The following is a 22627-nucleotide window of genomic DNA, read 5'->3' as shown; positions in this document are numbered from 1 at the left end:
CGTATGGCATTAAAAAAAAAGCAAAATAACAATGCTTCTCAACGGGGAAGAGGCATAACGAATCATTTTTAGATGGCAGTACCACAAAAACCAACTTTTAACCGTCCGCCCGGAGCGGGTGGTCCTTTCAGGCCAGGTGGCAATAAACCAAACAGAGGAAACTTCAGAGGACGCTTACCACAGAAAGAGGCAGAACACCGTATTAATCATCACATCAGAGTTCCACAAGTACGATTGGTTGGGGATAATGTTGAGGTAGGAATTTATTCTACCCAGGAAGCGTTGAAGATTGCTCAGCAGCAGGAGCTGGATCTGGTGGAGATTTCTCCAACCGCTGATCCCCCGTTTGTAAGATCATTGATTATAATAAATTCTTGTACGATAAGAAGAAGAAGGAAAAAGAAATGAAGGCCAAGAGTAAGGCGACTGAGATCAAAGAGATCCGCTTTACACCTAATACCGACGATCATGACTTCGACTTCAAAGCTAAACATGCGGAAGGCTTTTTGAAAGATGGCAATAAAGTAAAAGCCTATGTACAGTTTAAAGGTCGCGCTATCCAGTTCCAGGACCGCGGGCAACTTTTATTATTGAAGTTTGCAGAACGCCTTGCAGAATTTGGTACATTGGAAAATATGCCTAAGCTGGAAGGTAGGAGAATGCTTGCAATGATAGCTCCCAAAGGAAGCGTTAAGAAAAGTAAATAAGAAATATTTGAAATAGTTTACAGAAACCATCTGCATTTGCAGATGGTTTTTTATTTTTAGCTCCAGTATGAAAAAAAATCTAATCATTGCTTGCAGCTTTTTAATAAGCAGCCTGGTACAGGCCCAGGAAAAGCGACCAGACCCTCAACCGCCTGTTGATACCTACGAAAAATTTAAAGTAGGCGTAGCTGGTTACACATTTGCTCATTTTGGAATAGACACAGCTTTGGCTACTATGGAAAAAAGTGATGTACACTACCTGTGCATTAAAGATTTTCATTTACCGCTTAATAGCGATGCTGCTACTATTGCTGCTTTTCACGAAAAATTAAAGTCGAAAGGTGTAACGGGGTATGCTGTTGGGCCCATATACATGAAGACGGAAGCAGAGGTAGACCGGGCTTTTGAATATGCCAAAAGGGTAGGCGTAAAGCTGATTGTGGGTGTACCCAACTATGAGCTGCTTCCTTATGTAAATAAAAAAGTGCAGGAATATGATACCAGGTATGCTATACATCTGCATGGCCCGGATATGAAACTATATCCTGATGCAGATGATGTGTGGAAGAATGTAAAGGATTTAGATGCACGTATGGGCATGTGCCTGGACATTGGGCACGATACCCGTAACGGTAAAGATCCTGTAGCGGATCTTAAAAAATACCATACCCGTATTTTTGATATGCATCTGAAAGATGTGACAGCTCCGACAAAGCAAGGTTATTCTGTAGAAGTGGGTCGGGGAATCATTGACTTTCCGGCATTTGTAAAAATGATGCGTAAAGTAGGATACGCGGGTATATTAAGTCTGGAGCATGAACGCAATATGAAAGCACCTTTTGCAGGTATTGCTGAGTCTATCGGTTATATCAGAGGAGTGATAAGAACAACGAAAAGTAAATAAATTAAGATATCTCTATAACTAAAACAGGCCGCATCTGAAAAGAGCGGCCTGTTCGTTTTTTATACATTTGCTTTTTTAGAACCGGTATCCTACACCGAGTCTGAAACCCATCATAGGTTCTTCATTCTTTCTTACATAAGTTGTCCAGTAGTCAGGCAGATTGTTCCTGAAAGCTTTTTCTTTAAGTATAGGGCCAATGAACATATCTCCGTCTATAAATATTTTCCTGCTGATATTGCTCATTATAGAAAGATTTATTGCAAGGGAGGTAATGTGAGTTTTGGTTCGCATACGGATTGAACCTCCACCACTGTTTGCATTGGTTTGATAATAATAAAATACCCGGTCCTGCACGCTATAACTAAGCATCGGGCCTATACCAACCCTTGTTCTGCCTTTATTTTTAGTATAAAACTGAGCGGTGGCCGAAACCCCGTAGTACCGGCGGTTCCAGGCGGCAAAAGGACTGATTGAAATTCCCAGCTTTTGTTTAGCAAACAATCTTTCATAGGCTATATACCAGCCAGCAAAAGGAGTTTGGTCTTCATTGTTTGAGCTGAAAATATTGGGTAGGTTAAAAGAAGACAACTCAAAGCCGGTTGACACCAGGTTATTGGGCAAACCGCTGAATTGTTCCAGCTCCTTTATGTACTTTTCAGCTAATCGTTTTCCTGTGAAAGAGAATAGCTCTTTGCTGCCGTTTTCATACCGTATAGAATCCACATAGCGGTTGGCAATACTATAATTCGGACCATTAATATTTTCGAACTTCTTAAACCGGATGAGCGACGAGGTGATCTCAATTACTTTGGTTTGGAGAACACCTTCTTTCTTAGTATAGATGAGATCCTGTGCCCGAAGCCAATAGCTGCCCAGGCAAAGACTAATGACAGCAATTATTTTTTTCATAAGTTAGTTTTGTATGGTAGATAATTTTTTAGGGTCAGTGGGGCTGGATATATCATATAATACAATGCCTCCCTGAACGTAAGTGATCAGTAAATCATTATAAGGGATCACGTCAATAAAGTTTTCTCCCGTCAGTATTTTTAGCGATACTGGTTTAGCTTTGTTAGCAATATTTACAATATTCAGTCCTTTGTTACCCATGCACACATAAAGCGTATTGCCTTTGCTACCCAGTCCATAGGGCTCAGGCATATCAAGGGTTCCTGTTACTTTAGGTGTAAGTACATTAGTACCGCTAATATCGTATACCTGTAGCTGGTTAATGGTTCCTCCGCAAGTGATATTGTTATTTCTAAGGGTTACATAAGCAAAATCATCATCCGCTACTACGGGGTCGCAGGCACGCAGGTGCTGAGCTCTTCCCTGTAGTTTGGGTTTCTTGGGATCGCTGTTGTCAAACACGTACATCCCAGCTTGCGACCCGATGAATAATTTATCCCGATAAGGAAATATCGTTTCTATGTCGCCCCAGCCAATGGGCTGCTCGCTTAATAAAACAGTGGTTTGCGGATTTGTGATATCATAGGTATAAAGAGAAGTAGAACTAACAATATAAAGATAGTTGCCGGATATAGTCATTCGGGCAATAGAACCTCCGCGCCCGTGTTCCCCGATAGATTCGAATCTCCTTTTGAGCAGCTAAGGCCGAGTAAAACGACCAGTATGAGTAGTATATATTTAGGTTGCATATGATAGCTTAATTAAATATTAGTATTGGCATTTGGGATCCTGTAGCATTTTTTTCTGCCACCCGATAACAGTTCCCCTGGTTTTGTCAGGACACTCAAAAACTCCTCTTTCCGGAGGAAGTGTCTGGTTATTCATATTCTTAAAGGCGGGTAATCTTTTTATGGTGTTAAGGGTTGAGCCGCTTAGTTCCAGTATTACCAGGTCATTCAGGTGATTGGTGTAGATCAGGCCATTTTTTACGGCTACTTCCTGGCTGCCGGCTACTTTGATAAAAGCTTTTCTCACTGGAGCAGCGGGGAGGAGATATCGGTAATATGAATGCCTTTTCCGCTTTCCACCTGGAAGAGCGTATTACCCCATACATATATTTTGCCGCCATTTTCGATCGCTTGCGGTTGGGCAAGCGAAATAGTATTGAGTTCAGCTTCGCTGCCATAAATGGGCGCGTATCCCATTACCTCTTTGCTGTCATCTTTTTTGCAGGACAATACCAGCAGGGGCAAGGCTAGAGCAATCAGCAGTTTGTTGTGTTTCATGTGTAAGTTAATTAGGTTTCGTTTTTCAATCAACAGAGAACTATTACCTATAACGTTATCTTTTATATGAACGCAACAAGGACAAATAAAAAACGGCCCGTGGTTTAAACCACGGGCCGTTTTTTATTATACGGATAATAATATTATATAATGTCCATAGCCTTTACAAAAAAGGTAGTAACAAAAGGCAGGATCAAAGTAAGCCAGGGCCAGTGTGTAAAGCATGCAAATACAAACCATGCAGTAAACACAAGAAATAAAATCCACATCAAACCCTTATTCTTTGTACCTGAAGCCATATTTTTATAGTTTGGTGCAAATTTAAGTGTTGAATGGCATATATGCAATATGCTTTTAGAAACTTTTTGAAATAAATAGATATTCACCTATTTTCGTTTTGTGTATATTGTACACAATAACGTAAATGCCATTGTATCACATGAAAGTCATTTTCTATATAAAATATCATACCCGTTTCGGTGAACGTTTGGCGATAGTTGCCAATGTAACTGAACTTCAATCCCCCAATGGCTATGCGGATATGCAGTACCTGAACGATGAGTACTGGAAGCTGGAAGCCGATATCGATGTAGCTGATTTACCCGGGCAAAAGCTGCAATACAAATACATATTTATTGGTAACGATGGTACACAAACTGAGGAGTTCCAAAGTCCCAGAAACCTGGTGCCTGAAAATAAAGATGTAGCTGTTTTAAAGATATATGATACCTGGAACTATGCCGGCGATATCGTCAATACATTTTCTACGGCCCCTTTCAAAAAGTATTGTTGCCCCAGCGTAAGGCTTCCGATATAAAATTCAGGAAAGATACCACACATGTATTTTCGATAAAAGCTCCTTTGATCAATAAAGATGAGGTGGTTTGTCTTCTGGGAGATAGTGATGATCTGGGTAAATGGAATACGGAAACACCGGTTCTTTTAAAGTTCGATGGTGAGCAATGGGTAGCCGCATTGCAGCTGAGTAATGTACAGTTTCCCATTGCATACAAGTATGGGGTCTACGATAGGGCGCAGGGGCAATTCAAAAGTTTTGAGGCAGGTGGTAACAGGATCTGTTTTGAACCGGCTGCTCCGGGTGAAAGAGCCCTGCTGCAGGACGGGTTTATACGTACGAAAGATGATCAGTGGAGGGGAAGCGGTATAGCAATACCCGTATTTAGTCTTCGCAGCAAGGAAGGATTAGGAGTGGGCGAATTCAGCGATCTGAAACTATTGGCCGACTGGGCTGTGAAAACCGGACTGAAGCTGATACAGATATTACCGATTAATGATACCACTGCGACCAACACCTGGGTAGATTCATATCCCTATGCAGCTATCTCGGCATTTGCGTTACATCCTGTTTATATAAATCTCGATGCAATAGAAGGTAAAAAAAGCAAAGAGCTAAAAGACACCATTAAAACCAGGAGAAAGCAGTTGAATGAGCTGGCGCATATAGATTACGAAGCGGTAATGCAATGTAAGATGGCCACTTTAAAAGAGCTCTATAAGGAGCACGGTGCTGTTTGCCGGGAGAGTTCCGACTATAAAGCATTTTTTGAAACGAATCAGCAGTGGTTGAAACCCTATGCCGCATTCTGTTACCTGAGGGATAAATTTAGTTCGCCTAACCCGCAGGAGTGGGAAACGAATAGTGTTTATGAAGAGGCGAAAATCAATCTCTTTTTTGATGCAAATTCTGAAGCTCAGGAGCAGGTAAATTTCTATTGTTATATACAGTACCAGCTACACTTGCAATTAAGCGACGCAGTGGCGTATGCGCATAAAAAAGGGCTGGTAATGAAAGGAGATATACCAATTGGAGTCTATCGTTACGGGGCTGATGCCTGGGTAGCTCCTGAATTGTATAAGATGGATGTGCAGGCCGGCGCACCTCCTGATGATTTTGCAGTGAAAGGGCAGAACTGGGGCTTTCCTACTTATAACTGGACCCGCATGCAGGAAGATGGCTTTGCCTGGTGGAAAGAACGTTTCAGGCAAATGAGTTATTATTTTGATGCTTTCCGTATTGATCACATATTGGGTTTCTTCCGGATATGGAGCATTCCGGTAAATGCAGTTCAGGGAATTATGGGCAGTTTTGACCCTTGTATTCCTGTTCAGGTAAACGAGTTTGGCGAGCGGGGAATATGGTTTGATTATGAGCGGTTTTGCCTGCCTTATATTACCGATAATATATTGAGAGAATTGTTCAGGGAAAAGGCCGATCATGTAAAGGCGCATTTTCTTCAGAAGCAAGGGCCTCAACAGTACGTGTTACGTCCGGCATTTGATACGCAGAAAAAAGTAGAAACTCACTTTAAAGGCCTGGCAGATAGTGAAAGTATTTTATTGCGTGACGGGCTGTTTGATCTGATCAGCAATGTAATTTTGTTTGAACAGGAAGGAACGGGTAAAACCGCTTTCCATTTCAGGATCGCCCTTGATCAAACAAGTTCATTCCGTTACCTGCCACCCCAGGCAAAAGAGAAAATATGGGCTTTATACGTTGACTACTTCTATCGCCGGCAAAATGATTTCTGGAAAAAGAATCATTGAAAAAGCTACCTCGGCTTAAGGCGGTAACGAACATGCTGGTATGCGGTGAAGACCTGGGCATGGTGCCCGATACCGTTCCGGGTGTAATGAAACAATTGGGAATACTGAGTTTAGAAATTCAGCGCATGCCTAAGCAACAGGATACTACTTTTTTCAATCCAGCCAAAGCTCCTTATTTGTCGGTAGTTACGCCATCCACCCATGATATGAGCACTATACGAGGATGGTGGCAGGAAAACAGGACCTTAACCCAGCAATTTTATAATACAGAGTTAGGGCAAAGTGGAGAGGCGCCATATTTCTGCGAACCCTGGATTAACCGGGCTATTGTATTACAGCATTTATATTCACCTGCAATGTGGAGCATTTTCCAGTTACAGGATATATTGGGTATGAGCGCCGAACTGCGCAGGGAAAACCCTGAAGATGAGCGGATCAATGTTCCGGCCAACCCCCAACATTACTGGCGTTACCGCATGCATATCAGCCTGGAGCAATTGATCAAAGAAAAAAACTTTAATGAGGAGTTAAAGGGATATGTACAACACAGCGGGCGTTAAAGTTTAAAAGGATAAGGTTTCAAAAGGTGCACTAAATACGCCCTCAAAGAAGGAGGAGTCTTTGACAAAGGTACCCTGGTAGAGGTTGTCTTTTTTCAGGTAAAGAGAAAACTTACCCTGAACCCGCTTTTTGATATGATCAAAGCGCATAACCTGGAAGGAGTTCTGTTTGAGCGAATCCATACTGTATTGTTGGGCAATGCTGGCACAGTATTCACAGGTAGGTGTCATGCTGTTCGCAGTGAATTGCTTTGATGCCCTGGTGTATTGTGGCTCCTTCAAGAAGGAAATGGTGAGTCTTTCATTATTGCTTCCGAAAGCCATAATATGCATCATGCTGTCCTTCGGATTATAAGTGGCTGCCATGGAACCGCTTTCCATTTTGTGCCGTTCTTTTTCGCTCTGAACCTAAAATCAGCACCTGTATTTTCTTTCCGTTGGATGTGCACTTTGTTAGCGCATCCCATACCTGTTGTTAGAAGAATAGCAGCAAGCAGCGTCATTAATTTCATAGCGATTTGTTTCAATGCGTTTTGAACAAGAAGATGGTTATATGTTTAGCTCAAAACGTAGCGTTGAATTCAAACGCAACAGCGCTGTTATGAATTACTAGTAAGTTCCTGTTCCCTTACCTCCTTCTACAATAGCAACGCTGGCACTGCATCCCAGGCGTGTAGCACCGGCTTCTACCAGTTGCTTTGCAAAGGCATAGTCGCGTATACCGCCACTTGCTTTAATACCCGTGTCTTTAGGTAAATGTTTTTAAACAATTCCACGGCGTGAACGCTGGCTCCTTTTTCAGCATAACCTGTAGATGTTTTCAGGTAATCAATACCCGCAGGACCATATAATTCACAACATTTGATAATTTCATCATCGGTTAGCACGCCACTTTCGATAATGATCTTAACTGTTTTCCCTTTTTCTTTAATGATAGGGATCAGGTGGTTGGCCTCATTAGCCAGGTATTGCCAGTCATTATTTTTTAAAGCGATCAGGTTAATTACAATATCTAATTCATCAGCACCATCTACAATAGCTAAAAGAACTTCTGCAAGTTTGGCTTCTATGGCTGAATAGCCAAATGGAAATCCTATAACAGTACAGGTCTTTACAGCTGTTCCCTGCAATAACTCTTTGGTTTTTTTCACAAATGGGGAGGTACACATGCCGATGCAAACCCATACTGGCGGGCTTCAGCGCAAACCTTTTCAATATCGCTGATTAATGTAGTTGGCTTTAAGATGGTATGGTCTATATAAGTGTTGAGCTGCATAATTATCTGATTTTAGCTTCAAAAGTAAGTGATACCCGGTCAAACCGAAGGAGTGGATATAAAAAAATCACATTTGCTTGTTTTAAATACTTTGTACATTACAGCTCATTTAAATCGAAAGCTATGGATACTTTAAAACAATTAAAAGAAGAATTAACCGCAGAGTACAACACAACGAAAAAATTCCTCGATGAATTTCCCGAAGGAAAGAACGATTATGCACCTCATGAAAAAGCATGAAGCTCATGCCGCTTACTCAGCATATTACCGAGATCTTTGGTTGGCCGGCCCACATGTTAAAAACCGAAGGACTGGATTTTGCGGAAGGCGATAGGCCTGCGGCTTATGAAACCCGGCAGCATTTGCAGGATGCTTTTGAAAAAATTATGCCGAGTCGATGGAAGCTTTAGCAGGTGCAACCGAAGCAGACCTGGAACCTAACTGGTTTCTGGCCTACAAGGGCAACAAGCTGGCAGAGTGGACCAAGTACGCGGCTATAAGACATGCATTAAGCCAGGTAACGCACCATCGCGCGCAGCTGGGTGTTTATTACCGTTTAAATGATATTAAAGTTCCGGGAAGCTATGGGCCTTCGGCAGATGACCAGAAGTTTTAATAAACCGATATTTTTTAGAGAGGCGGCTGTTACAGGCCGCTTTTTTATGCAGTGCCGGTTCACTGGCTGCAGTTGAAGCGGATCATCCACTTTGATAACGGGACAGAGGAATATTCCTGGCATTTTTAACGGTGATAAATGTTTACATTCGGTGGTCAATTCATTTTACAAAAGTTTAAATTGATTAGTATGCTTTGTTTGAAGAAATCTTTGATTCTTCCTCTTTTGCTATCGGGTACCACGATGATAGCACAACAGCGCGGACCAAGACAACGGACCGAGTTGCTCAAAGATCCCATTGTGGAGGCCATTGTTGCCGAAGGCGGTCAGCGTTCGCAGCTGGAGCAGCTGGGACATGAATTACTCGATGGCATCGGACCTCGTTTGGTAGGCACACCTGAAATGAAACAGGCAGGTGACTGGGCTATTGCGAAGTATAAAAGCTGGGGCATTGCTGCACATAGTGAAAAATGGGGCGTATGGCGTGGCTGGCAACGTGGCCCCGCTCACATTGATATGGTATACCCCCGCCTTAAATCTTTGGAAGGTACGCAATTGGCATGGAGCCCCGGAACTAATGGCAAAACTGTTAGCGCAGAAATCATCCTGTTACCGGAAGTGACAGATTCTGTAACATTTGCAAAATGGCTGCCTGCCGTAAAGGGAAAATTCGTAATGATCTCCATGCTGCAACCAACCGGGCGTCCTGATAATAACTGGAAAGAATTTGGCACGGCTGAATCTGTTGCTAAGATGAATAAAGAAAGAGACGCTTTAACAGAAGCCTGGACACAGCGTATCCGCAGAACAGGTTATACAGCCCGTACCCTGGCGGCAGCCTTGGAAAATGCCGGGGCATCGGGTATTGTCAGCAGCTACTGGTCAAAAGCTGTGGGAGCCAACAAGATATTCGGCGCCAACACAAAAAGATTCCTACCGTCGATCTTTCTTTAGAAGATTATGGACTGTTATACCGTCTCGCGCAATCGGGTACTATACCTAAGTTAAGTATGAAGATCGATTCCAAAGCACTGCCGGTGGCAGATGCATTCAATATTATAGGGGAAATAAAAGGGGTAGAAAAGCCCAATGAATATGTGATCCTGTCAGCTCATTTTGACTCCTGGGATGGCGCCACAGGTGCTACTGATAATGGAACCGGTACTTTAACAATGATGGAAGCGATGCGTATTCTTAAAAAATATACCCTAACCCTAAACGTACAATCCTTGTAGGGCATTGGGGAAGTGAGGAGCAGGGATTGAACGGCTCCCGGGGATTTGTTGAAGATCATCCCGAGATCGTTGCCAATATACAGGCCGTATTTAACCAGGATAATGGTACCGGCCGGGTGACCAATTTGCAGGGCCAGGGTTTTTACACTCGTATGATTACCTGGGACGCTGGTTAACTAAAGTGCCCCAGAATATCCGTCAATATATCGAAACCGGGTTCCCTGGTCAACCGGGTACAGGCGGATCAGATTTTGTCTCTTTTGTAACCGCCGGCGCTCCGGCTTTTTCATTAAGCTCCTTAAGCTGGGACTACGGCACCATTACCTGGCATACCAACCGCGATACTTATGATAAGATAGTATTTGATGATTTGCGAAACAATGCAATTCTGACGGCTATCCTGGCCTATGCAGCAAGCGAAGACCCGCAAAAAACTTCACGCGAAAAATAGTATTGCCAGTGGATCCCGAAACAGGCAAGCCAAAGGAGTGGCCTAAACCGGTTTCGCCAACCAGGCGTGGCGGACTTGATTAGCTAATGTAGTATCAGCGCAGATCCTTCGGCTGAAATTTCTTTCTGAGTAGGTATATTCTGTAAAAGCGGGAAGATGAAGCACCTTCTTCTTCGATGTAGTATTTTACCAGTGTCCACCCGTTTTGTGCCATGAAGTTTAAAGCTTCAACCGGCTGCGACATGTTGTGAATGCTGTCAGATAGAGGCTTAAACTTTCGCTGTAAAACTTTATTGCCAAAGTTTAGCCAGATATTGGGATTACTGGTAACTAGTCGTGGATTGGCTGTTAACTCGCAATACTGATATACCAGAACTGGCTTTTGAGCGTTTGCGTTCAGCATTATCGTTAGCAGGGCAAGGGTAGCAATTTTTTCATGGCTTTTTTGAAGCATGACGAATGAAAATGGTTCAATAGTTGCAAACCAGCTGGTACTCATTAATATATAAGTGTTGAAAGGGGGTATGAATAGACATAGAATAGCGGCTGTATCAACTGGTAGTCTTGATACAGCCGCTATTTTTATATTTTCTCTTTCCTTATTTTTTGTTTGGCAGATTCCAGTTCCTGTTTAGCCTGTTCCAGTTCTCTTTTAGCTTCTTCCAATGATTTTTGTATTTGTGGTTGCAGGTTAGCTGTAGCTATTTTTACCTGCTCTTCAATTTTTTCTTTATCAATTTTTGCAAGTGCTAAGCTTACGTCCTCTTTTATTTTTTGCACATCTACTTTTGCCAATGCCGATTTTGCCTGGATCATCGCATCTTCTACATTACTGTGAATTTCATCCAGGTTAATACTCTCAATAGCTTTAGCTACTTCCTTTGCAATATCACGGTCCTTCAATGTTTCTGTCGCTTTTTCTAACTGGGCGATAGCCTCATTTATTTCGCCAATACGGGAATTACATTTTTTAGGAATGGTGTCTGATATATCGAAAAATTTGCTGAATACGCCCGAGCTCATAGGAACACTCCAGGATGCCAATGTTACAATACTAACAACGGCTACTACAAATAAGGTTATAGTGCGGCTTTTGGTTTTGAAATATGCATGGTCTTGTTTTAGGGGTGAATAATTACGAAATAAAAGTACGATGTTGTTCGTAATAAATTAAAGTGAGTATCTCTATTATAGAAAGTTTAACAATTAGTAGCGTAAGTATGGGGTATAAAAAATGCCCCGCAAAATTTCTGCGGGGCGTATATTATTCAAATTCTGGATAGTTGTTTATGCTTCCTGTGCGTCTGCTCTTTCTTTTACAGAAAATACCAGCTTATCTGCTTCCTTGTCAAAACCTACTTCCAGCACATCTCCTGGCTTCACATGCATGTTCAGTATCTCTTCTGCCAAAGGATCTTCCAGGTATTTCTGAATGGCCCTATGAAGTGGTCTGGCGCCAAATTGCTGATCATAACCCTTATCTGCGAGGAAGGCCTTTGCATCCTCAGTCAGGGTAAGTCCATAACCAAGGCTTTCAATACGTTTCAACACGCCTTTCATAGATATATCGATAATGCTGAAGATATCTTCTTTAGTAAGACTATTGAAGATAATTACATCATCAATACGGTTTAAGAATTCAGGAGAGAAGGTCCGTTTCAGCGCTTTTTCTATAACTGCTTTGTTCTCCTCATCTTCATTAGCCAAACGAGACTGCGTAGCAAAACCTACACCTGCACCAAAGTCCTTTAACTGGCGTACACCAATATTGGAAGTCATGATGATGATGGTATTTTTGAAATCTACTTTTCTGCCCAAACCATCTGTTAACTGTCCGTCATCCAACACCTGTAACAGTATGTTGTAGATATCAGGGTGCGCTTTTTCAATCTCGTCCAATAAGATGACACTGTAAGGTTTGCGGCGTACTTTTTCAGTAAGCTGTCCTCCTTCTTCGTAACCAACATATCCGGGAGGTGCACCAATTAAACGGCTTACGGTGAATTTTTCCATGTATTCACTCATATCTATACGAATCAGCGAATCTTCAGAATCAAACAGGTATCTTGCCAGCGAACGCGCTAACTCGGTTTTACCAACACCAGTAGGACCTAAGAAAATAAAACTGCCAATAGGTTTCCTGGGATCTTTCAGACCAACACGATTTCTTTGGATTGCTTTTACAACTTTGAGAATCGCATCATCCTGACCGATCACCATGCCTTTCATATCGTCAGACATTTTGCGAAGTTTCTCAGTTTCGGCTTCCACCATTTTTCTAACGGGGATACCTGTCATAATATTGATCACTTCAGCAATGTCTTCATCTGTAATAGGAAAGCGTTTGTGTTTGCTTTCTTCTTCCCACTGTAATTTGGCGCGTTCCAGTTCTTCCGCCAGTTTTTCTCAGTATCACGTAATGAAGCGGCTTCTTCAAATTTCTGGCTTTTAACTACACGATTCTTTTCTTCTTTTACGTCTTCTATCTTTTTTCGAGTTCTACGATGTTATCGGGAACATTAATATTTTTCAGGTGAACCCTTGCACCCACTTCATCCATCACATCGATAGCTTTATCGGGCAAAAGTCTGTCTGTAACATAACGGTCACTCAGTTTTACACAGGCTTCTACTGCTTCATCAGTATAAGTTACGCTGTGAAATTCTTCGTATTTCGATTTGATATTATTAAGGATCTGTATTGTCTCATCTACGCTTGGAGGGTCTACAATCACTTTTTGAAAACGACGATCCAGGGCGCCATCTTTTTCAATGTGCATACGATACTCATCCAGGGTAGAAGCGCCGATGCATTGCAGTTCGCCACGCGCCAAAGCAGGTTTAAAGATATTGCTCGCATCTAATGATCCACTTGCGCCTCCAGCTCCAACAATGGTATGCATTTCATCGATGAACAAAATAACATCACGGTTCTTCTCCAGCTCATTCATGATGGCTTTCATCCTTTCTTCAAACTGCCCGCGGTATTTGGTGCGGCTACTAAAGAAGCCAGGTCCAGAGAAATAACTCTTTTGTCAAACAGCACACGGCTCACACGGCGTTGCACAATGCGTAAGGCCAGGCCTTCAACAATGGCTGTTTTACCTACACCGGGTTCACCAATTAAAATAGGGTTGTTCTTTTTACGACGACTTAAGATCTGTGACACCCTTTCAATTTCTTTCTCACGACCTACGATCGGATCCAGGTTACCACTTTCTGCAAGCTTGGTTACATCGCGGCCAAAGTTGTCGAGAACCGGTGTTTTACTTTTGGTATTTGATTTTGATGCGGCTCCTTTAGACTGTTGGGAATATTTCTTGTCGTCTTCAAAGTCATCATCATTCTCGTCTCCGAATTCTGCGCGGGGTTCATTCGATTTCACAATGCCCAGCTCCTGGCGAAACATATCATAATCCAAATCAAACTGATTTAAAATTTGTGTAGCGATGTTTTCTTTGTTTTTTAAGATAGATAACATGAGATGCTCTGTTTCTACCTGGTTGCTTTTTAAAGCCTTTGCTTCGAGCACTGTTACGCGTATCACTTTCTCGGCCTGCTTGGTAAGCGGCAAGCTATTAATGTTAGCGATATTCTTTCCCGTTTTGTCTTTAATTGCTAATTCAATTTCCTTACGCAGTTCAAAAATATCTATATTAAAACCTTTCAGAATTCGTATAGCTGTATTATCTCCCTCACGTATCAAACCGAGCAGCAAATGTTCTGTGCCAATAAAATCATTTCCCAACCGGAGGGCTTCTTCCCTGCTGTATGAAATGATTTCTTTTACCTGAGTTGAAAAATTATTATCCATATTTTGTAGATAAAGTGATTAGTTACAATATTAACAAATATATTTGGTACTGGTTTACGTTATTTGTAAACATGAGCACCAAACTTTAGCTAAACCCAACCTCTCTTTTAAGAGCCTTAGGAACGAAGTTTTTAGCGCCTTGTTTATCAAATATACCATTACTCCAAATTCGTACATAGCATGCAGGTCAAAATAGATACCAAAGAGAAATTTCACGTCATCACGCCAATTGAGCCGATACTTTCTGCTACAATGACAGATGGGATAAAAGTAGCGTTGCTTCCGTTTTTACAAAATGATGTGAAAAATATTGTGTTTGATATGAATGCTGTAACTGCCTTAGATGCAGCAGCAGCCGAGCAAATACTCCAAATTCAGCGCGACTTTTATGAGGCCAATGCCTCGTTTGTATCCTGCTGTGTAAGCGAAACCGTAGAAGCTTTTTTGGCAGATAATGAACTTTTAGAGTTATTGAATGTTGCGCCCACCCAAAGCGAGGCTGCAGACATTGTGCAGATGGAAGAAATAGAGCGAGAGCTAATGGATGATGATGTGTTGGAGTGATGTTAATTTTTAATTTTAGTTTTTACAAACCATGTTTGCGGTAACCATACTGGGTAATAATTCTGCAGTACCTGCATTCGACAGGCACCCTACCAGCCAGGTATTGACCATGGCTTCAAGAAGCTTTCTGATCGACTGCGGAGAGGGAACGCAAATACAGTTGATCAACTATAAAGTAAGGCGGAGCCGCATCTCGCACATATTTATTTCTCACCTGCATGGTGATCATTATTTTGGGCTTATTGGTTTAATTAATTCGTTTGCATTATTAGGTCGCCAACAGGACCTTACCATCGTAGCGCCCGAACCGCTGCGCCAGATCATAGAGCTGCAGTTAAAAGTTGCAGATACCCGCTTGTGCTTTAACCTGCATTTTATCTCTATAACCCAAAATTGTATTTTGTTGCAGCTGCCTGATATTGAAGTAAGCTGTTTCAGAACCGACCACCGCATTGAGTGTTACGGTTTTGTTTTTAAGGAACTACGTAATCCAAGGCGACTGGATATTGTAAAGGTTAAAGCGCATCAAATTCCTGTGAGCTTTTATGATAACCTGCAAAGAGGAGAGGATTACAAAAGTGAAGAGGGCGAAATGATCACCAACGAGTTATTAACGATACCAGCTCCACATCCTAAAGTATATGCTTTCTGTGCAGATACGCGTTATGACGAACGGATCATTGAGCATATAAAAGATGCTGATATGATCTACCACGAAACCACTTATCATGATGCCCTGGCCGAAATGGCAATAACCCGCTTTCATTCAACCACGAAGCAGGCGGGCCGGATTGCACAACTGGCAGGTGTAAAAAAGTTACTGATAGGTCATTTCAGCAGCAAGTACGACAAGCTGGAGGAGTTTGAAAAAGAAACCCGCGAGGTTTTTCCTAATACAGATCTGGCTTTGGAAGGGGTGAGTTATCTCTTGCCTTAAAGGCAGCGTAATCATCACAAGGCAAGTCTCTCAAACAGTTTTTGGGGATTTAATTATGACTGATCATCCACATGGTAATGCCAAAACCCATGTAAGAGGCTGAAGTACCTTTTTGGTATTCGTACATCTGATAGTCTTTATAAACCAGGCCGATCCCTTTAGCATATTTCTCAACAGATACTTCTTTAGTGGCCACCTCTGTGCTCGCAGTGGGAGGCATGTTCAGTACTTCATTATTTTGCTCTACCGTCCATATATTTTTATAGGCCTGTCCTTCTATCGTCTCATCGCCAAATCCCGTATAAGAAAAATTCCAGGAGTTCATAGCGTAGCCGATAAGGCTAAAATCAAATAATGGTTTATAGGGGGCAAAAGGTAATTGACTGTTCCCCTTCCAGCTAAATCCTGCCCTCAGCGGACCTTGCAGGCTGGTGACGCGTAAGTTATCGGTAGTTACTTCTATTTTATTTTCGGAAGGCGTAACCAGGTAAGTGCCATTGTTTGCCCAGCTGCCGGTAGCGGTTTCATTATTGAGCAGTCGTTGAACTACGAACGACTTTTGCCCATCATTATTCACCTCTTGCAGTACCGTATGCTTTACCTGGTATTTATGTGTTTCGATCCTGGTGCCATTAAACGTAAAAACAGTAGAGTCGAGCCGGTAAGTAATACTTTTTCCTACCTGTAAAGTAACGTAATCTGTAAGAGGCTCTACATCCAGCGTTTCTTTTTTATCTGTACAGGAAAAAAGGAACGCAGCTAAAAAAAGTAAATAAAGATGTTTAAACAAGGTATGTCTTTTAAGTTGATAATGATTTACAGTTGAATTGCCCGATAGTCGTTTATTTTCATAGTTGGTCTATCGCTCATCTCATAATTGTTGCAAACCTACATGAAATTTCTTGTTCCCAAAACTACTTATAGCAATAACAAAAAATCCGCCGGTTGGCGGATTTTGAATTTATTTTGCATCGTAGATAATATAGTTAATTTACCGCTAGAGAATGCTGCCTGATTGTATAATGCCTCCGCCAATAACATCATCTCCCTCGTAAAAAACAGCACTTTGTCCGGGCGCAATACCTTTCACATTTTGATAGAAGCTTACACGCATAGTTGAACCCTCCTGGTAAATATTGCTCAATGCACCGTTGTCTTTGTAGCGGATCTTCGTAGTGGCTTCCATACCCGGCGTGATCGCGTCATATTTGATCATGTTGAGTTTGCCTACCATCATTTCGTTTTTATCCAGGTCCGTTTCATCACCAAGGGTTACAGTATTGTCAACCGGGTCGATCTTTGTTACAAATGCAGGTTTTCCCAGTGCAATATCCAGCCCTTTGCGTTGTCCGATGGTATAAAAGGGATATCCTTTATGCTTACCCAGAATTTTGCCGTCTTTGTCTACAAAATTGCCACCATTTACTTTTTCCTCTAATCCCTCAACACGGCGCTTCAGAAAACCACGGTAATCATTGTCCGGAACAAAGCATATTTCGTAGCTCTCGCTTTTTTTAGCCAGTTCCGGGTAGCCGTAATCAATCGCCATCTGGCGTATTTCAGTTTTATGATATCCTCCCAGGGGTAACAGCGTTCTGCTTAAAAGGTCTTGCTGCAGTCCCCATAGTACATAGCTCTGGTCCTTGGTATGGTCCACAGCTTTGCTGGTCACATATCGTCCGTTATCATGCAAACGGATCTTGGCGTAATGACCGGTAGCAATGAATTCGCAACCCAGTGCATCAGCCCGTTTCAGCAATGCCCGCCATTTAATATGGGTATTGCAAAGTACACAGGGGTTTGGCGTACGTCCGGCAAGGTATTCTTCCACAAAATCATTTACCACAAAATCGCCAAATTCCTCCCGTATATCTAATATAAAATGCGGAAAACCATGCTGAACCGCCGCCATCCGGGCGTCGTTAAAGCTATCTACATTGCAGCAGCCGGTTTCTTTTTTACTACCACCGCTTTGGGCATAATCCCAGGTTTTCATGGTGATACCCACCACATCATACCCTTCATGATGTAGCATAAGGGCCACAACGGTACTGTCGATACCGCCACTCATAGCCACGAGAACTTTCCCTTTTTTGCTCATTTTCTAAAAAAATTAAGGGGCAAAGATACGATTTTGGTCAAATTCAGCCCTTTAGCCTAAGCTGCTAGCCCTATTTGCCATGATCTGTATCTACCCGGTTTTCTTTAACACAAAAACAGCTATTTTGTTTAGCGGCACAATTTTTAGGGTATTTTGATAATTTGTATACTGATATTTATTTTTTATGCTAAATTGCTCGTCCAATTTTTAAAATATTAATTAAAACTGAGTACTATGATTAAAATGCAGGTTATTGGCCGTCTGGGGAAAGATTGTTTGGTAAACAATGTGAATGGCAAGAATGTGATCAATTTCACAGTAGCCCATTCGGAGAGATTTAAAGACAGCCAGGGAAACCAGCAGGAAAAAACGGTTTGGGTGGATTGCGCCTACTGGACGGATCGTACGGCGGTTGCACCTTACCTCGTGAAAGGAACGCAGGTGTTTGTTGAGGGACAGCCGGAAGTGCGCACTTTTACCAAGAGTGATGGTACAGCGGGTGCAGCATTGTCTATGCGTGTAAGAGAGGTACAGTTACTGGGCAGCAAAACAGAGGGTGGCGCGCCTGTACAGCCACAGCAGTCCTCGGGTTACAACCAGGCCCCATCTAATACTGCATCTTCTAATGCTTCATCGGTAAACGATTATAGCGAACCGGTTGATGATCTGCCATTCTAAGAGAAGTAAAGACATTAAAATGCCCCTGGTTTACGTTTAATCCAGGGGCATTTTCTTTTTTTAAGAGTTTCGTGCTAAGCTGTTATTATACCCTTCGCCGGAAAATCAGATTAAGGATAACCAGTATTATGATGGCACCTAAAGCGCCACTTAATATAGCGCCCAGGGTACCCGTTCCCAGGCTTACTCCCAGCTTGCCGAGTAACCAGCCACCAACGAAAAATCCGAGTATGCCTACAATAATATTTCCAATTAAACCAAGGCCACTGCCCTGAAAAATGACGGAACCTAGCCAGCCTGCAATAGCTCCGATAATAAGTGTCCATATAATTTCCATATGAAATAAGGTTGAAGGTGAATAATATTGTAAGTAAGGCCATTATAATGCCAAAAGATCGCAGGTTATTATTCGGATTGGTGTAAGCTCTTGTTTGCGGCAACAAATTGTTCCCTGGTTATCATAAAAAATGTTTCTTTGTTTACATGCAAACGCAAACATATCAGTACCAGAAGCTTTACGATTTTACCGTAGCAATGTTTAATAAAATGGGTTGCCCTGCAGAGGAAGCAGCGTCAGCAGCCCGGGTATTGCTGTCTGCTGATCTCAGGGGTGTTGACTCGCATGGTGTGGCCCGTTTAAGCGGCTACATAAGACTTTGGGAGGCCGACAGGGTTAACGCAAAACCAGATATTAAGATAGTACATGAAACGCCGTCAACAGCGGTGGTGGATGGCGACAGGGGCTGGGCTTAGTGGTGGCTCCTTTCGCCATGAAGATCGCTATAGAGAAAGCCCGCAATGTGGGCACGGGTTGGGTCAGTGTTCAAAATAGTAATCACTATGGTATTGCTGCCGTACACGCAATGATGGCTTTGCAGGAAGATATGATTGGTATATCCATGACTAATGCAAGTCCGCTGGTAGCGCCAACATTTTCTACCGCCAAAATGCTGGGTACGAACCCTATTTGCGTAGCAGCGCCAGCTGGAGAGCAACCCCTTTTGTGATGGACCTCGCTACAACCACAGCGGCCAATGGTAAGCTGGAGATTTTGCAGAGAAAGAACCAGGAGGCGCCGGAAGGGTGGGTGCAGGATGCTGAAGGTAATTCGACTAACGATGCTAATATATTAAAAAAGGGAGGGGCATTATTACCCCTTGGAGGGGACAGGGATCATGGCAGCCATAAGGGCTACGCTTTGGGGGCGATGGTAGATATATTTTCAGCCTTACTAAGCGGCGCTAATTATGCGCCCTGGGTGCCACCATTTCCTGCTTATGTACCTATGCCGGCCAGGCAACCAGGAAAGGGGATCGGGCATTTTTCGGGGCGATGCGGGTAGATGCTTTCCGGCCGGCAGCTGAATTTAAAAGGGATATGGACGACTGGATCAACGGTTTTAGAACCGCTGCTACGCTGCCGGGGCATGATAAAGTGTTGGTGCCGGGCGATCCGGAGAGAGAAATGGAGGAGGAAAGGAAGGCGAATGGCATTCCGTTGTTACCTGCTGTGGTAGCCGATCTGCGGCAATTGGCTGGTAAAATGGGCGTTAACTGGATTGAGTAAAAGTTACCTATCAAGTAGTATGTTACTGATGTAGTTAGTACACGATAGCTGGACGCAGATTTCAGACGATCACATGACAATGATTTTTGCGGGCTTAATTGAGTACTGGCGTATATTTGCAACCCATTATCAAAAAAGTTTTTTAACAACGATATTTCTCTGAAATGAAACGCCGGATAAAATGCTCATAAAAGGAGAATTTTGAAGCGTTACCTGCCCGTCCGTTCAGGCAGGCATTCGACAAAATTTATCGCGGCACCTGGCCGCAAACAAAAACTATACGAATGAAAGTAATGAAGTTTGGCGGTACGAGTGTGGGGAAACCCGAACGCATGAAGCATATCGCGTCGCTGCTACAAAAAGAAACCGAACCTGCTTTGGTAGTGCTGTCTGCACTATCCGGTACCACAAATGCCCTTGTTTCAATTGGTAACCATATTGCCGCTAACGACAGGCATTCTGCCCTGCAAACGATCACCACCTTGCAGGAGCATTATTACAGTTTTATAAAAGAGCTGTTACAGTCGGAAACAACCTATAACAAAGCTAAAGCTATTGTAGATGAACATTTCGATTTTTTAAACATCATCTTAAAAATATCTTTCAGCGAAGCATTAAGTAAAGATATCCTGGCTCAGGGAGAATTGCTTTCTACAAAAATATTTTCCTGCTACCTGGAAGAAATAGGGGAGTCTTATGCACTGTTACCCGCGTTGGAGTTTATGAGCATTGATGAGAATGAAGAGCCCCAGATAGGTACCATACGCACCCGGCTTACACAGTTAATCAATCAGAATAAGGATAAGAAGGTATTAGTTACTCAAGGCTACATTTGCCGTAACGCAAGAGGTGAAGTAGATAATTTAAAACGTGGCGGTAGCGACTACACGGCATCGTTGGTGGCAGCGGCTATTAATGCATCTGTGTGTGAAATCTGGACAGATATTGATGGCATGCACAATAACGATCCGCGCATTGTAAATAAAACAGTACCTGTAGAGCAGCTGAGTTTTGATGAGGCCGCTGAATTAGCCTACTTTGGTGCAAAGATCCTACATCCGGCTTCTATATGGCCGGCACAACAATATAAGATTCCTGTGAAATTATTGAACACGATGGAGCCCGAAGCTAAAAAGGCACATTAATTACACAGGATGCTGCGGCGGCAGGTGTAAAAGCGGTAGCAGCTAAAGATAACATCATTGCCATTAAAGTAAAGAGTGGCCGCATGTTATTGGCCTACGGATTTTTAAGAAAAATATTCGAGGTGTTTGAGAAGTACAAAACACCTATCGATATGATCACCACGTCGGAAGTGGCTGTATCTATTACGATTGATAACCCTGAATTTTTAAAGCCGATTATTAAGGAATTGGAAGTGCTGGGCACGGTAGAAGTGGACGAAGGGCAGGCCATCATTTCAGTAGTAGGGCATAATATCAACGAAACAGAAGAAATTATTAAAAAGCTGTTTGGCTCTATAAGAAGCATACCTATCCGTATGGTATCTTATGGAGGTAGCAGGCATAATATCTCTTTACTGGTTGCAGCAGAACATAAGATCCAGTTATTGCAGCAACTCAACAAAGGTATGTTTGGGTTAAACTAAAAGCCGAAACGATTGCGGGATATGTTTTTATTTGTGCGGGGAATGTTCCCCGCACTTTTGTTTTATGCGGTATGTTTTATAAATTGAGACCAATAAAATATACTAACGTGAATTGGTTGCGAAACATTTTCAGGAGAAAAAAGCAGGAGCTGCCTAAGAGAAAGATCTATTGCATTCCAGGTTTTGGTGCCGATGATAAAATTTTTAATAACCTGCACATCGATCATGCAGAGCTGGTTTACATCAACTGGCTAAAGCCTTTGCCCAAAGAATTGTATAAAGACTATGTATTGCGAATGGCCGGGAAGATGCAGGAGCCTGAGCCCATTATTATAGGTGTTTCTTTCGGTGGTATGGTGGCCCTGGAGATTGCTAAAACCCGGCCGGTAAAGCAAGTTATATTGGTATCCAGTGTCAAAAATACAGACGAGTTACCGCGTAAATGGAAGCTCATAGGAAGGCTGAGGCTGAATCATATTTTCCCCATCAGAAGAATACAGTCCAATGAGCGCTTTTTTGCAACAGCCAATAAGCGATTGGGTGCTTTTACCAGGGAAGAGCAGGATTTCGCTAATAATTACCGCCGGATTATTGATAAGGATTATATGATATGGGCTTTAAACCAGATCCTGAACTGGCGCAATACCGAGTTCCCACAAAATGTAGTACATATACATGGCGATGCCGACCTTATCTTTCCTATAAAACCTTTAAAGCCTACGCATATCATTAAAGGGGGACACACATGATGATTGTGAACCGTGCTGCCGAAATAAGCGCCATCATTAATGAGGTGCTAAAGAGTGTTAAATAGTTTCTACGATATATTCGTAGATTGTCTGGGAAATCG

The 22627-nt window shown here is 42.5% G+C and carries 35 protein-coding genes and 1 pseudogene; 21 read left to right on the top strand and 15 right to left on the bottom strand.

Translation table 11 applies throughout. The features are described 5' to 3' along the window. The first annotated feature begins 72 nt into the window (after positions 1 to 72). The 3 genes from MKP07_RS00540 to MKP07_RS00530 all read left to right on the top strand — a co-directional run bounded on the left by MKP07_RS00540 (position 73) and on the right by MKP07_RS00530 (position 1611). Positions 73 to 408 carry a translation initiation factor IF-3 gene (locus tag MKP07_RS00540; protein ID WP_240844518.1) on the top strand — a complete coding sequence of 112 codons (336 nt, stop codon included), beginning with the start codon at positions 73 to 75 and terminating at the stop codon, positions 406 to 408. Beyond that, positions 375 to 707 (top strand): translation initiation factor IF-3, encoded by a 333-nt coding sequence (infC, locus tag MKP07_RS00535; protein ID WP_240844517.1) that lies wholly within the window; start codon positions 375 to 377, stop codon positions 705 to 707. The genes MKP07_RS00540 and infC overlap by 34 nt, the downstream gene beginning before the upstream one ends. A 67-nt stretch (positions 708 to 774) precedes the next feature. Further along, a complete protein-coding gene (locus MKP07_RS00530; RefSeq protein ID WP_240844516.1) occupies positions 775 to 1611 on the top strand; it encodes a sugar phosphate isomerase/epimerase family protein in 837 nt (278 codons plus the stop codon). A 75-nt stretch (positions 1612 to 1686) separates the two neighbouring features. On the opposite strand, the gene MKP07_RS00525 is transcribed toward MKP07_RS00530, so the two are convergent. From MKP07_RS00525 to MKP07_RS00510, 4 genes are all read right to left on the bottom strand, one after another. Continuing rightward, positions 1687 to 2520: a hypothetical protein gene (locus MKP07_RS00525; protein WP_240844515.1), complete on the bottom strand. Its 834-nt coding sequence runs from the start codon at positions 2518 to 2520 to the stop codon at positions 1687 to 1689. A gap of 3 nt (positions 2521 to 2523) precedes the next feature. Further along, positions 2524 to 3168, bottom strand: a complete 645-nt coding sequence (locus MKP07_RS00520) for an LVIVD repeat-containing protein (RefSeq protein ID WP_317235916.1) — start codon at positions 3166 to 3168, stop codon at positions 2524 to 2526. A 120-nt stretch (positions 3169 to 3288) separates the two neighbouring features. Then, positions 3289 to 3555 carry a hypothetical protein gene (locus MKP07_RS00515; RefSeq protein ID WP_240844513.1) on the bottom strand — a complete coding sequence of 89 codons (267 nt, stop codon included), beginning with the start codon at positions 3553 to 3555 and terminating at the stop codon, positions 3289 to 3291. Further along, positions 3552 to 3806: a hypothetical protein gene (locus MKP07_RS00510; RefSeq protein ID WP_240844512.1), complete on the bottom strand. Its 255-nt coding sequence runs from the start codon at positions 3804 to 3806 to the stop codon at positions 3552 to 3554. Before MKP07_RS00510 ends, MKP07_RS00515 begins: the two co-directional genes overlap by 4 nt. A 439-nt stretch (positions 3807 to 4245) precedes the next feature. Between MKP07_RS00510 and MKP07_RS00505 the strand changes: the two genes are divergently transcribed. From MKP07_RS00505 to MKP07_RS37365, 3 genes are read left to right on the top strand one after another with little or no spacing between them, the layout of a single operon-like run. Next, positions 4246 to 4623: a carbohydrate-binding module family 20 domain-containing protein gene (locus MKP07_RS00505; RefSeq protein WP_240844511.1), complete on the top strand. Its 378-nt coding sequence runs from the start codon at positions 4246 to 4248 to the stop codon at positions 4621 to 4623. Next, on the top strand, positions 4596 to 6371 hold the full coding sequence (locus tag MKP07_RS00500; protein WP_262919089.1) for a 4-alpha-glucanotransferase: 1776 nt from the start codon (positions 4596 to 4598) through the stop codon (positions 6369 to 6371). The genes MKP07_RS00505 and MKP07_RS00500 overlap by 28 nt, the downstream gene beginning before the upstream one ends. After that, a complete protein-coding gene (locus tag MKP07_RS37365) occupies positions 6368 to 6931 on the top strand; it encodes a 4-alpha-glucanotransferase (RefSeq protein WP_262919088.1) in 564 nt (187 codons plus the stop codon). The genes MKP07_RS00500 and MKP07_RS37365 overlap by 4 nt, the downstream gene beginning before the upstream one ends. A 3-nt stretch (positions 6932 to 6934) precedes the next feature. Here the strand turns inward: MKP07_RS37365 and MKP07_RS00495 are convergent, their stop codons facing one another. Then, positions 6935 to 7312, bottom strand: coding sequence for a hypothetical protein (locus MKP07_RS00495; protein ID WP_240844510.1), 378 nt, complete (start codon positions 7310 to 7312; stop codon positions 6935 to 6937). Positions 7313 to 7617: 305 nt separating this feature from the next. Beyond that, positions 7618 to 8082, bottom strand: a complete 465-nt coding sequence (gene deoC / locus MKP07_RS00490) for a deoxyribose-phosphate aldolase (protein WP_240844509.1) — start codon at positions 8080 to 8082, stop codon at positions 7618 to 7620. Between the two features lie 361 nt (positions 8083 to 8443). Between deoC and MKP07_RS00485 the strand changes: the two genes are divergently transcribed. The 6 genes from MKP07_RS00485 to MKP07_RS00460 all read left to right on the top strand — a co-directional run bounded on the left by MKP07_RS00485 (position 8444) and on the right by MKP07_RS00460 (position 10509). Next, a complete protein-coding gene (locus MKP07_RS00485) occupies positions 8444 to 8617 on the top strand; it encodes a hypothetical protein (protein WP_240844508.1) in 174 nt (57 codons plus the stop codon). Next, a complete protein-coding gene (locus MKP07_RS00480) occupies positions 8605 to 8823 on the top strand; it encodes a DinB family protein (RefSeq protein ID WP_240844507.1) in 219 nt (72 codons plus the stop codon). The genes MKP07_RS00485 and MKP07_RS00480 overlap by 13 nt, the downstream gene beginning before the upstream one ends. A gap of 198 nt (positions 8824 to 9021) precedes the next feature. After that, the gene (locus tag MKP07_RS00475) at positions 9022 to 9777 is read left to right on the top strand and encodes a zinc-binding metallopeptidase family protein (RefSeq protein WP_240844506.1); all 756 of its coding nucleotides are present in this window, start codon (positions 9022 to 9024) and stop codon (positions 9775 to 9777) included. Between the two features lie 56 nt (positions 9778 to 9833). Continuing rightward, complete coding sequence (locus MKP07_RS00470) at positions 9834 to 10058, top strand: M28 family peptidase (RefSeq protein WP_240844505.1); 225 nt, start codon at positions 9834 to 9836, stop codon at positions 10056 to 10058. 26 nt (positions 10059 to 10084) lie between these two features. Next, positions 10085 to 10234 (top strand): hypothetical protein, encoded by a 150-nt coding sequence (locus tag MKP07_RS00465; protein ID WP_240844504.1) that lies wholly within the window; start codon positions 10085 to 10087, stop codon positions 10232 to 10234. A gap of 5 nt (positions 10235 to 10239) precedes the next feature. Further along, positions 10240 to 10509 carry a M28 family peptidase gene (locus MKP07_RS00460; RefSeq protein ID WP_240844503.1) on the top strand — a complete coding sequence of 90 codons (270 nt, stop codon included), beginning with the start codon at positions 10240 to 10242 and terminating at the stop codon, positions 10507 to 10509. Between the two features lie 94 nt (positions 10510 to 10603). Here MKP07_RS00460 and MKP07_RS00455 read toward each other — a convergent pair whose 3' ends face one another. From MKP07_RS00455 to MKP07_RS00430, 6 genes are all read right to left on the bottom strand, one after another. Beyond that, positions 10604 to 11008 (bottom strand): hypothetical protein, encoded by a 405-nt coding sequence (locus tag MKP07_RS00455; protein ID WP_240844502.1) that lies wholly within the window; start codon positions 11006 to 11008, stop codon positions 10604 to 10606. An 83-nt stretch (positions 11009 to 11091) separates the two neighbouring features. Beyond that, positions 11092 to 11553, bottom strand: a complete 462-nt coding sequence (locus tag MKP07_RS00450) for a hypothetical protein (RefSeq protein WP_240844501.1) — start codon at positions 11551 to 11553, stop codon at positions 11092 to 11094. A gap of 243 nt (positions 11554 to 11796) precedes the next feature. Continuing rightward, positions 11797 to 12819: an AAA family ATPase gene (locus MKP07_RS00445; protein ID WP_240844500.1), complete on the bottom strand. Its 1023-nt coding sequence runs from the start codon at positions 12817 to 12819 to the stop codon at positions 11797 to 11799. Further along, a complete protein-coding gene (locus MKP07_RS00440) occupies positions 12816 to 12995 on the bottom strand; it encodes a UvrB/UvrC motif-containing protein (RefSeq protein ID WP_240850597.1) in 180 nt (59 codons plus the stop codon). Before MKP07_RS00440 ends, MKP07_RS00445 begins: the two co-directional genes overlap by 4 nt. Continuing rightward, on the bottom strand, positions 12992 to 13471 hold the full coding sequence (locus MKP07_RS00435) for a hypothetical protein (RefSeq protein WP_240844499.1): 480 nt from the start codon (positions 13469 to 13471) through the stop codon (positions 12992 to 12994). Before MKP07_RS00435 ends, MKP07_RS00440 begins: the two co-directional genes overlap by 4 nt. Further along, positions 13468 to 14322, bottom strand: a complete 855-nt coding sequence (locus MKP07_RS00430) for a Clp protease N-terminal domain-containing protein (protein WP_240844498.1) — start codon at positions 14320 to 14322, stop codon at positions 13468 to 13470. The genes MKP07_RS00435 and MKP07_RS00430 overlap by 4 nt, the downstream gene beginning before the upstream one ends. Positions 14323 to 14502: 180 nt before the next feature. Between MKP07_RS00430 and MKP07_RS00425 the strand changes: the two genes are divergently transcribed. Together MKP07_RS00425 and MKP07_RS00420 are read left to right on the top strand one after the other, a co-directional pair. Then, on the top strand, positions 14503 to 14886 hold the full coding sequence (locus MKP07_RS00425) for an STAS domain-containing protein (RefSeq protein WP_240844497.1): 384 nt from the start codon (positions 14503 to 14505) through the stop codon (positions 14884 to 14886). Positions 14887 to 14917: 31 nt separating this feature from the next. Next, a complete protein-coding gene (locus tag MKP07_RS00420) occupies positions 14918 to 15823 on the top strand; it encodes a ribonuclease Z (protein ID WP_240844496.1) in 906 nt (301 codons plus the stop codon). 49 nt (positions 15824 to 15872) lie between these two features. Here the strand turns inward: MKP07_RS00420 and MKP07_RS00415 are convergent, their stop codons facing one another. Together MKP07_RS00415 and mnmA are read right to left on the bottom strand one after the other, a co-directional pair. Continuing rightward, a complete protein-coding gene (locus MKP07_RS00415; RefSeq protein WP_240844495.1) occupies positions 15873 to 16613 on the bottom strand; it encodes a hypothetical protein in 741 nt (246 codons plus the stop codon). Positions 16614 to 16820: 207 nt separating this feature from the next. After that, a complete protein-coding gene (mnmA, locus tag MKP07_RS00410; protein WP_240844494.1) occupies positions 16821 to 17924 on the bottom strand; it encodes a tRNA 2-thiouridine(34) synthase MnmA in 1104 nt (367 codons plus the stop codon). Between the two features lie 234 nt (positions 17925 to 18158). Between mnmA and MKP07_RS00405 the strand changes: the two genes are divergently transcribed. Continuing rightward, entirely contained in the window at positions 18159 to 18602 is a 444-nt protein-coding gene (locus tag MKP07_RS00405) for a single-stranded DNA-binding protein (protein WP_240844493.1), read from the top strand. Between the two features lie 85 nt (positions 18603 to 18687). Here MKP07_RS00405 and MKP07_RS00400 read toward each other — a convergent pair whose 3' ends face one another. Further along, complete coding sequence (locus MKP07_RS00400) at positions 18688 to 18939, bottom strand: GlsB/YeaQ/YmgE family stress response membrane protein (protein ID WP_240844492.1); 252 nt, start codon at positions 18937 to 18939, stop codon at positions 18688 to 18690. Positions 18940 to 19085: 146 nt separating this feature from the next. On the opposite strand from MKP07_RS00400, the pseudogene MKP07_RS41880 reads away from it, so the two are divergent. The 6 genes and pseudogenes from MKP07_RS41880 to MKP07_RS00365 all read left to right on the top strand — a co-directional run bounded on the left by MKP07_RS41880 (position 19086) and on the right by MKP07_RS00365 (position 22526). Next, a pseudogene (locus MKP07_RS41880) lies at positions 19086 to 19609 on the top strand (Ldh family oxidoreductase). Continuing rightward, positions 19609 to 19944 carry an Ldh family oxidoreductase gene (locus tag MKP07_RS00385; RefSeq protein ID WP_240844489.1) on the top strand — a complete coding sequence of 112 codons (336 nt, stop codon included), beginning with the start codon at positions 19609 to 19611 and terminating at the stop codon, positions 19942 to 19944. The pseudogene MKP07_RS41880 and the gene MKP07_RS00385 overlap by 1 nt, the downstream one beginning before the upstream one ends. After that, positions 19935 to 20168: an Ldh family oxidoreductase gene (locus MKP07_RS00380; RefSeq protein ID WP_240844488.1), complete on the top strand. Its 234-nt coding sequence runs from the start codon at positions 19935 to 19937 to the stop codon at positions 20166 to 20168. The genes MKP07_RS00385 and MKP07_RS00380 overlap by 10 nt, the downstream gene beginning before the upstream one ends. Positions 20169 to 20452: 284 nt before the next feature. Next, positions 20453 to 21313, top strand: coding sequence for an aspartate kinase (locus MKP07_RS00375; RefSeq protein WP_240844487.1), 861 nt, complete (start codon positions 20453 to 20455; stop codon positions 21311 to 21313). Positions 21314 to 21396: 83 nt separating this feature from the next. Beyond that, complete coding sequence (locus MKP07_RS00370) at positions 21397 to 21777, top strand: ACT domain-containing protein (RefSeq protein WP_240844486.1); 381 nt, start codon at positions 21397 to 21399, stop codon at positions 21775 to 21777. Positions 21778 to 21884: 107 nt separating this feature from the next. Beyond that, positions 21885 to 22526 carry an alpha/beta hydrolase gene (locus MKP07_RS00365; RefSeq protein ID WP_240844485.1) on the top strand — a complete coding sequence of 214 codons (642 nt, stop codon included), beginning with the start codon at positions 21885 to 21887 and terminating at the stop codon, positions 22524 to 22526. The last annotated feature ends 101 nt before the right edge of the window (positions 22527 to 22627 follow it).

Origin of the sequence: Paraniabella hibiscisoli, from assembly GCF_022512515.1 — a bacterium.
GTDB classification, from domain to species: Bacteria; Bacteroidota; Bacteroidia; order Chitinophagales; family Chitinophagaceae; genus Niabella; species Niabella hibiscisoli.
Note: the sequence above shows the minus strand (reverse complement) of the source record. Positions and strands in the feature narration are given on the sequence as shown.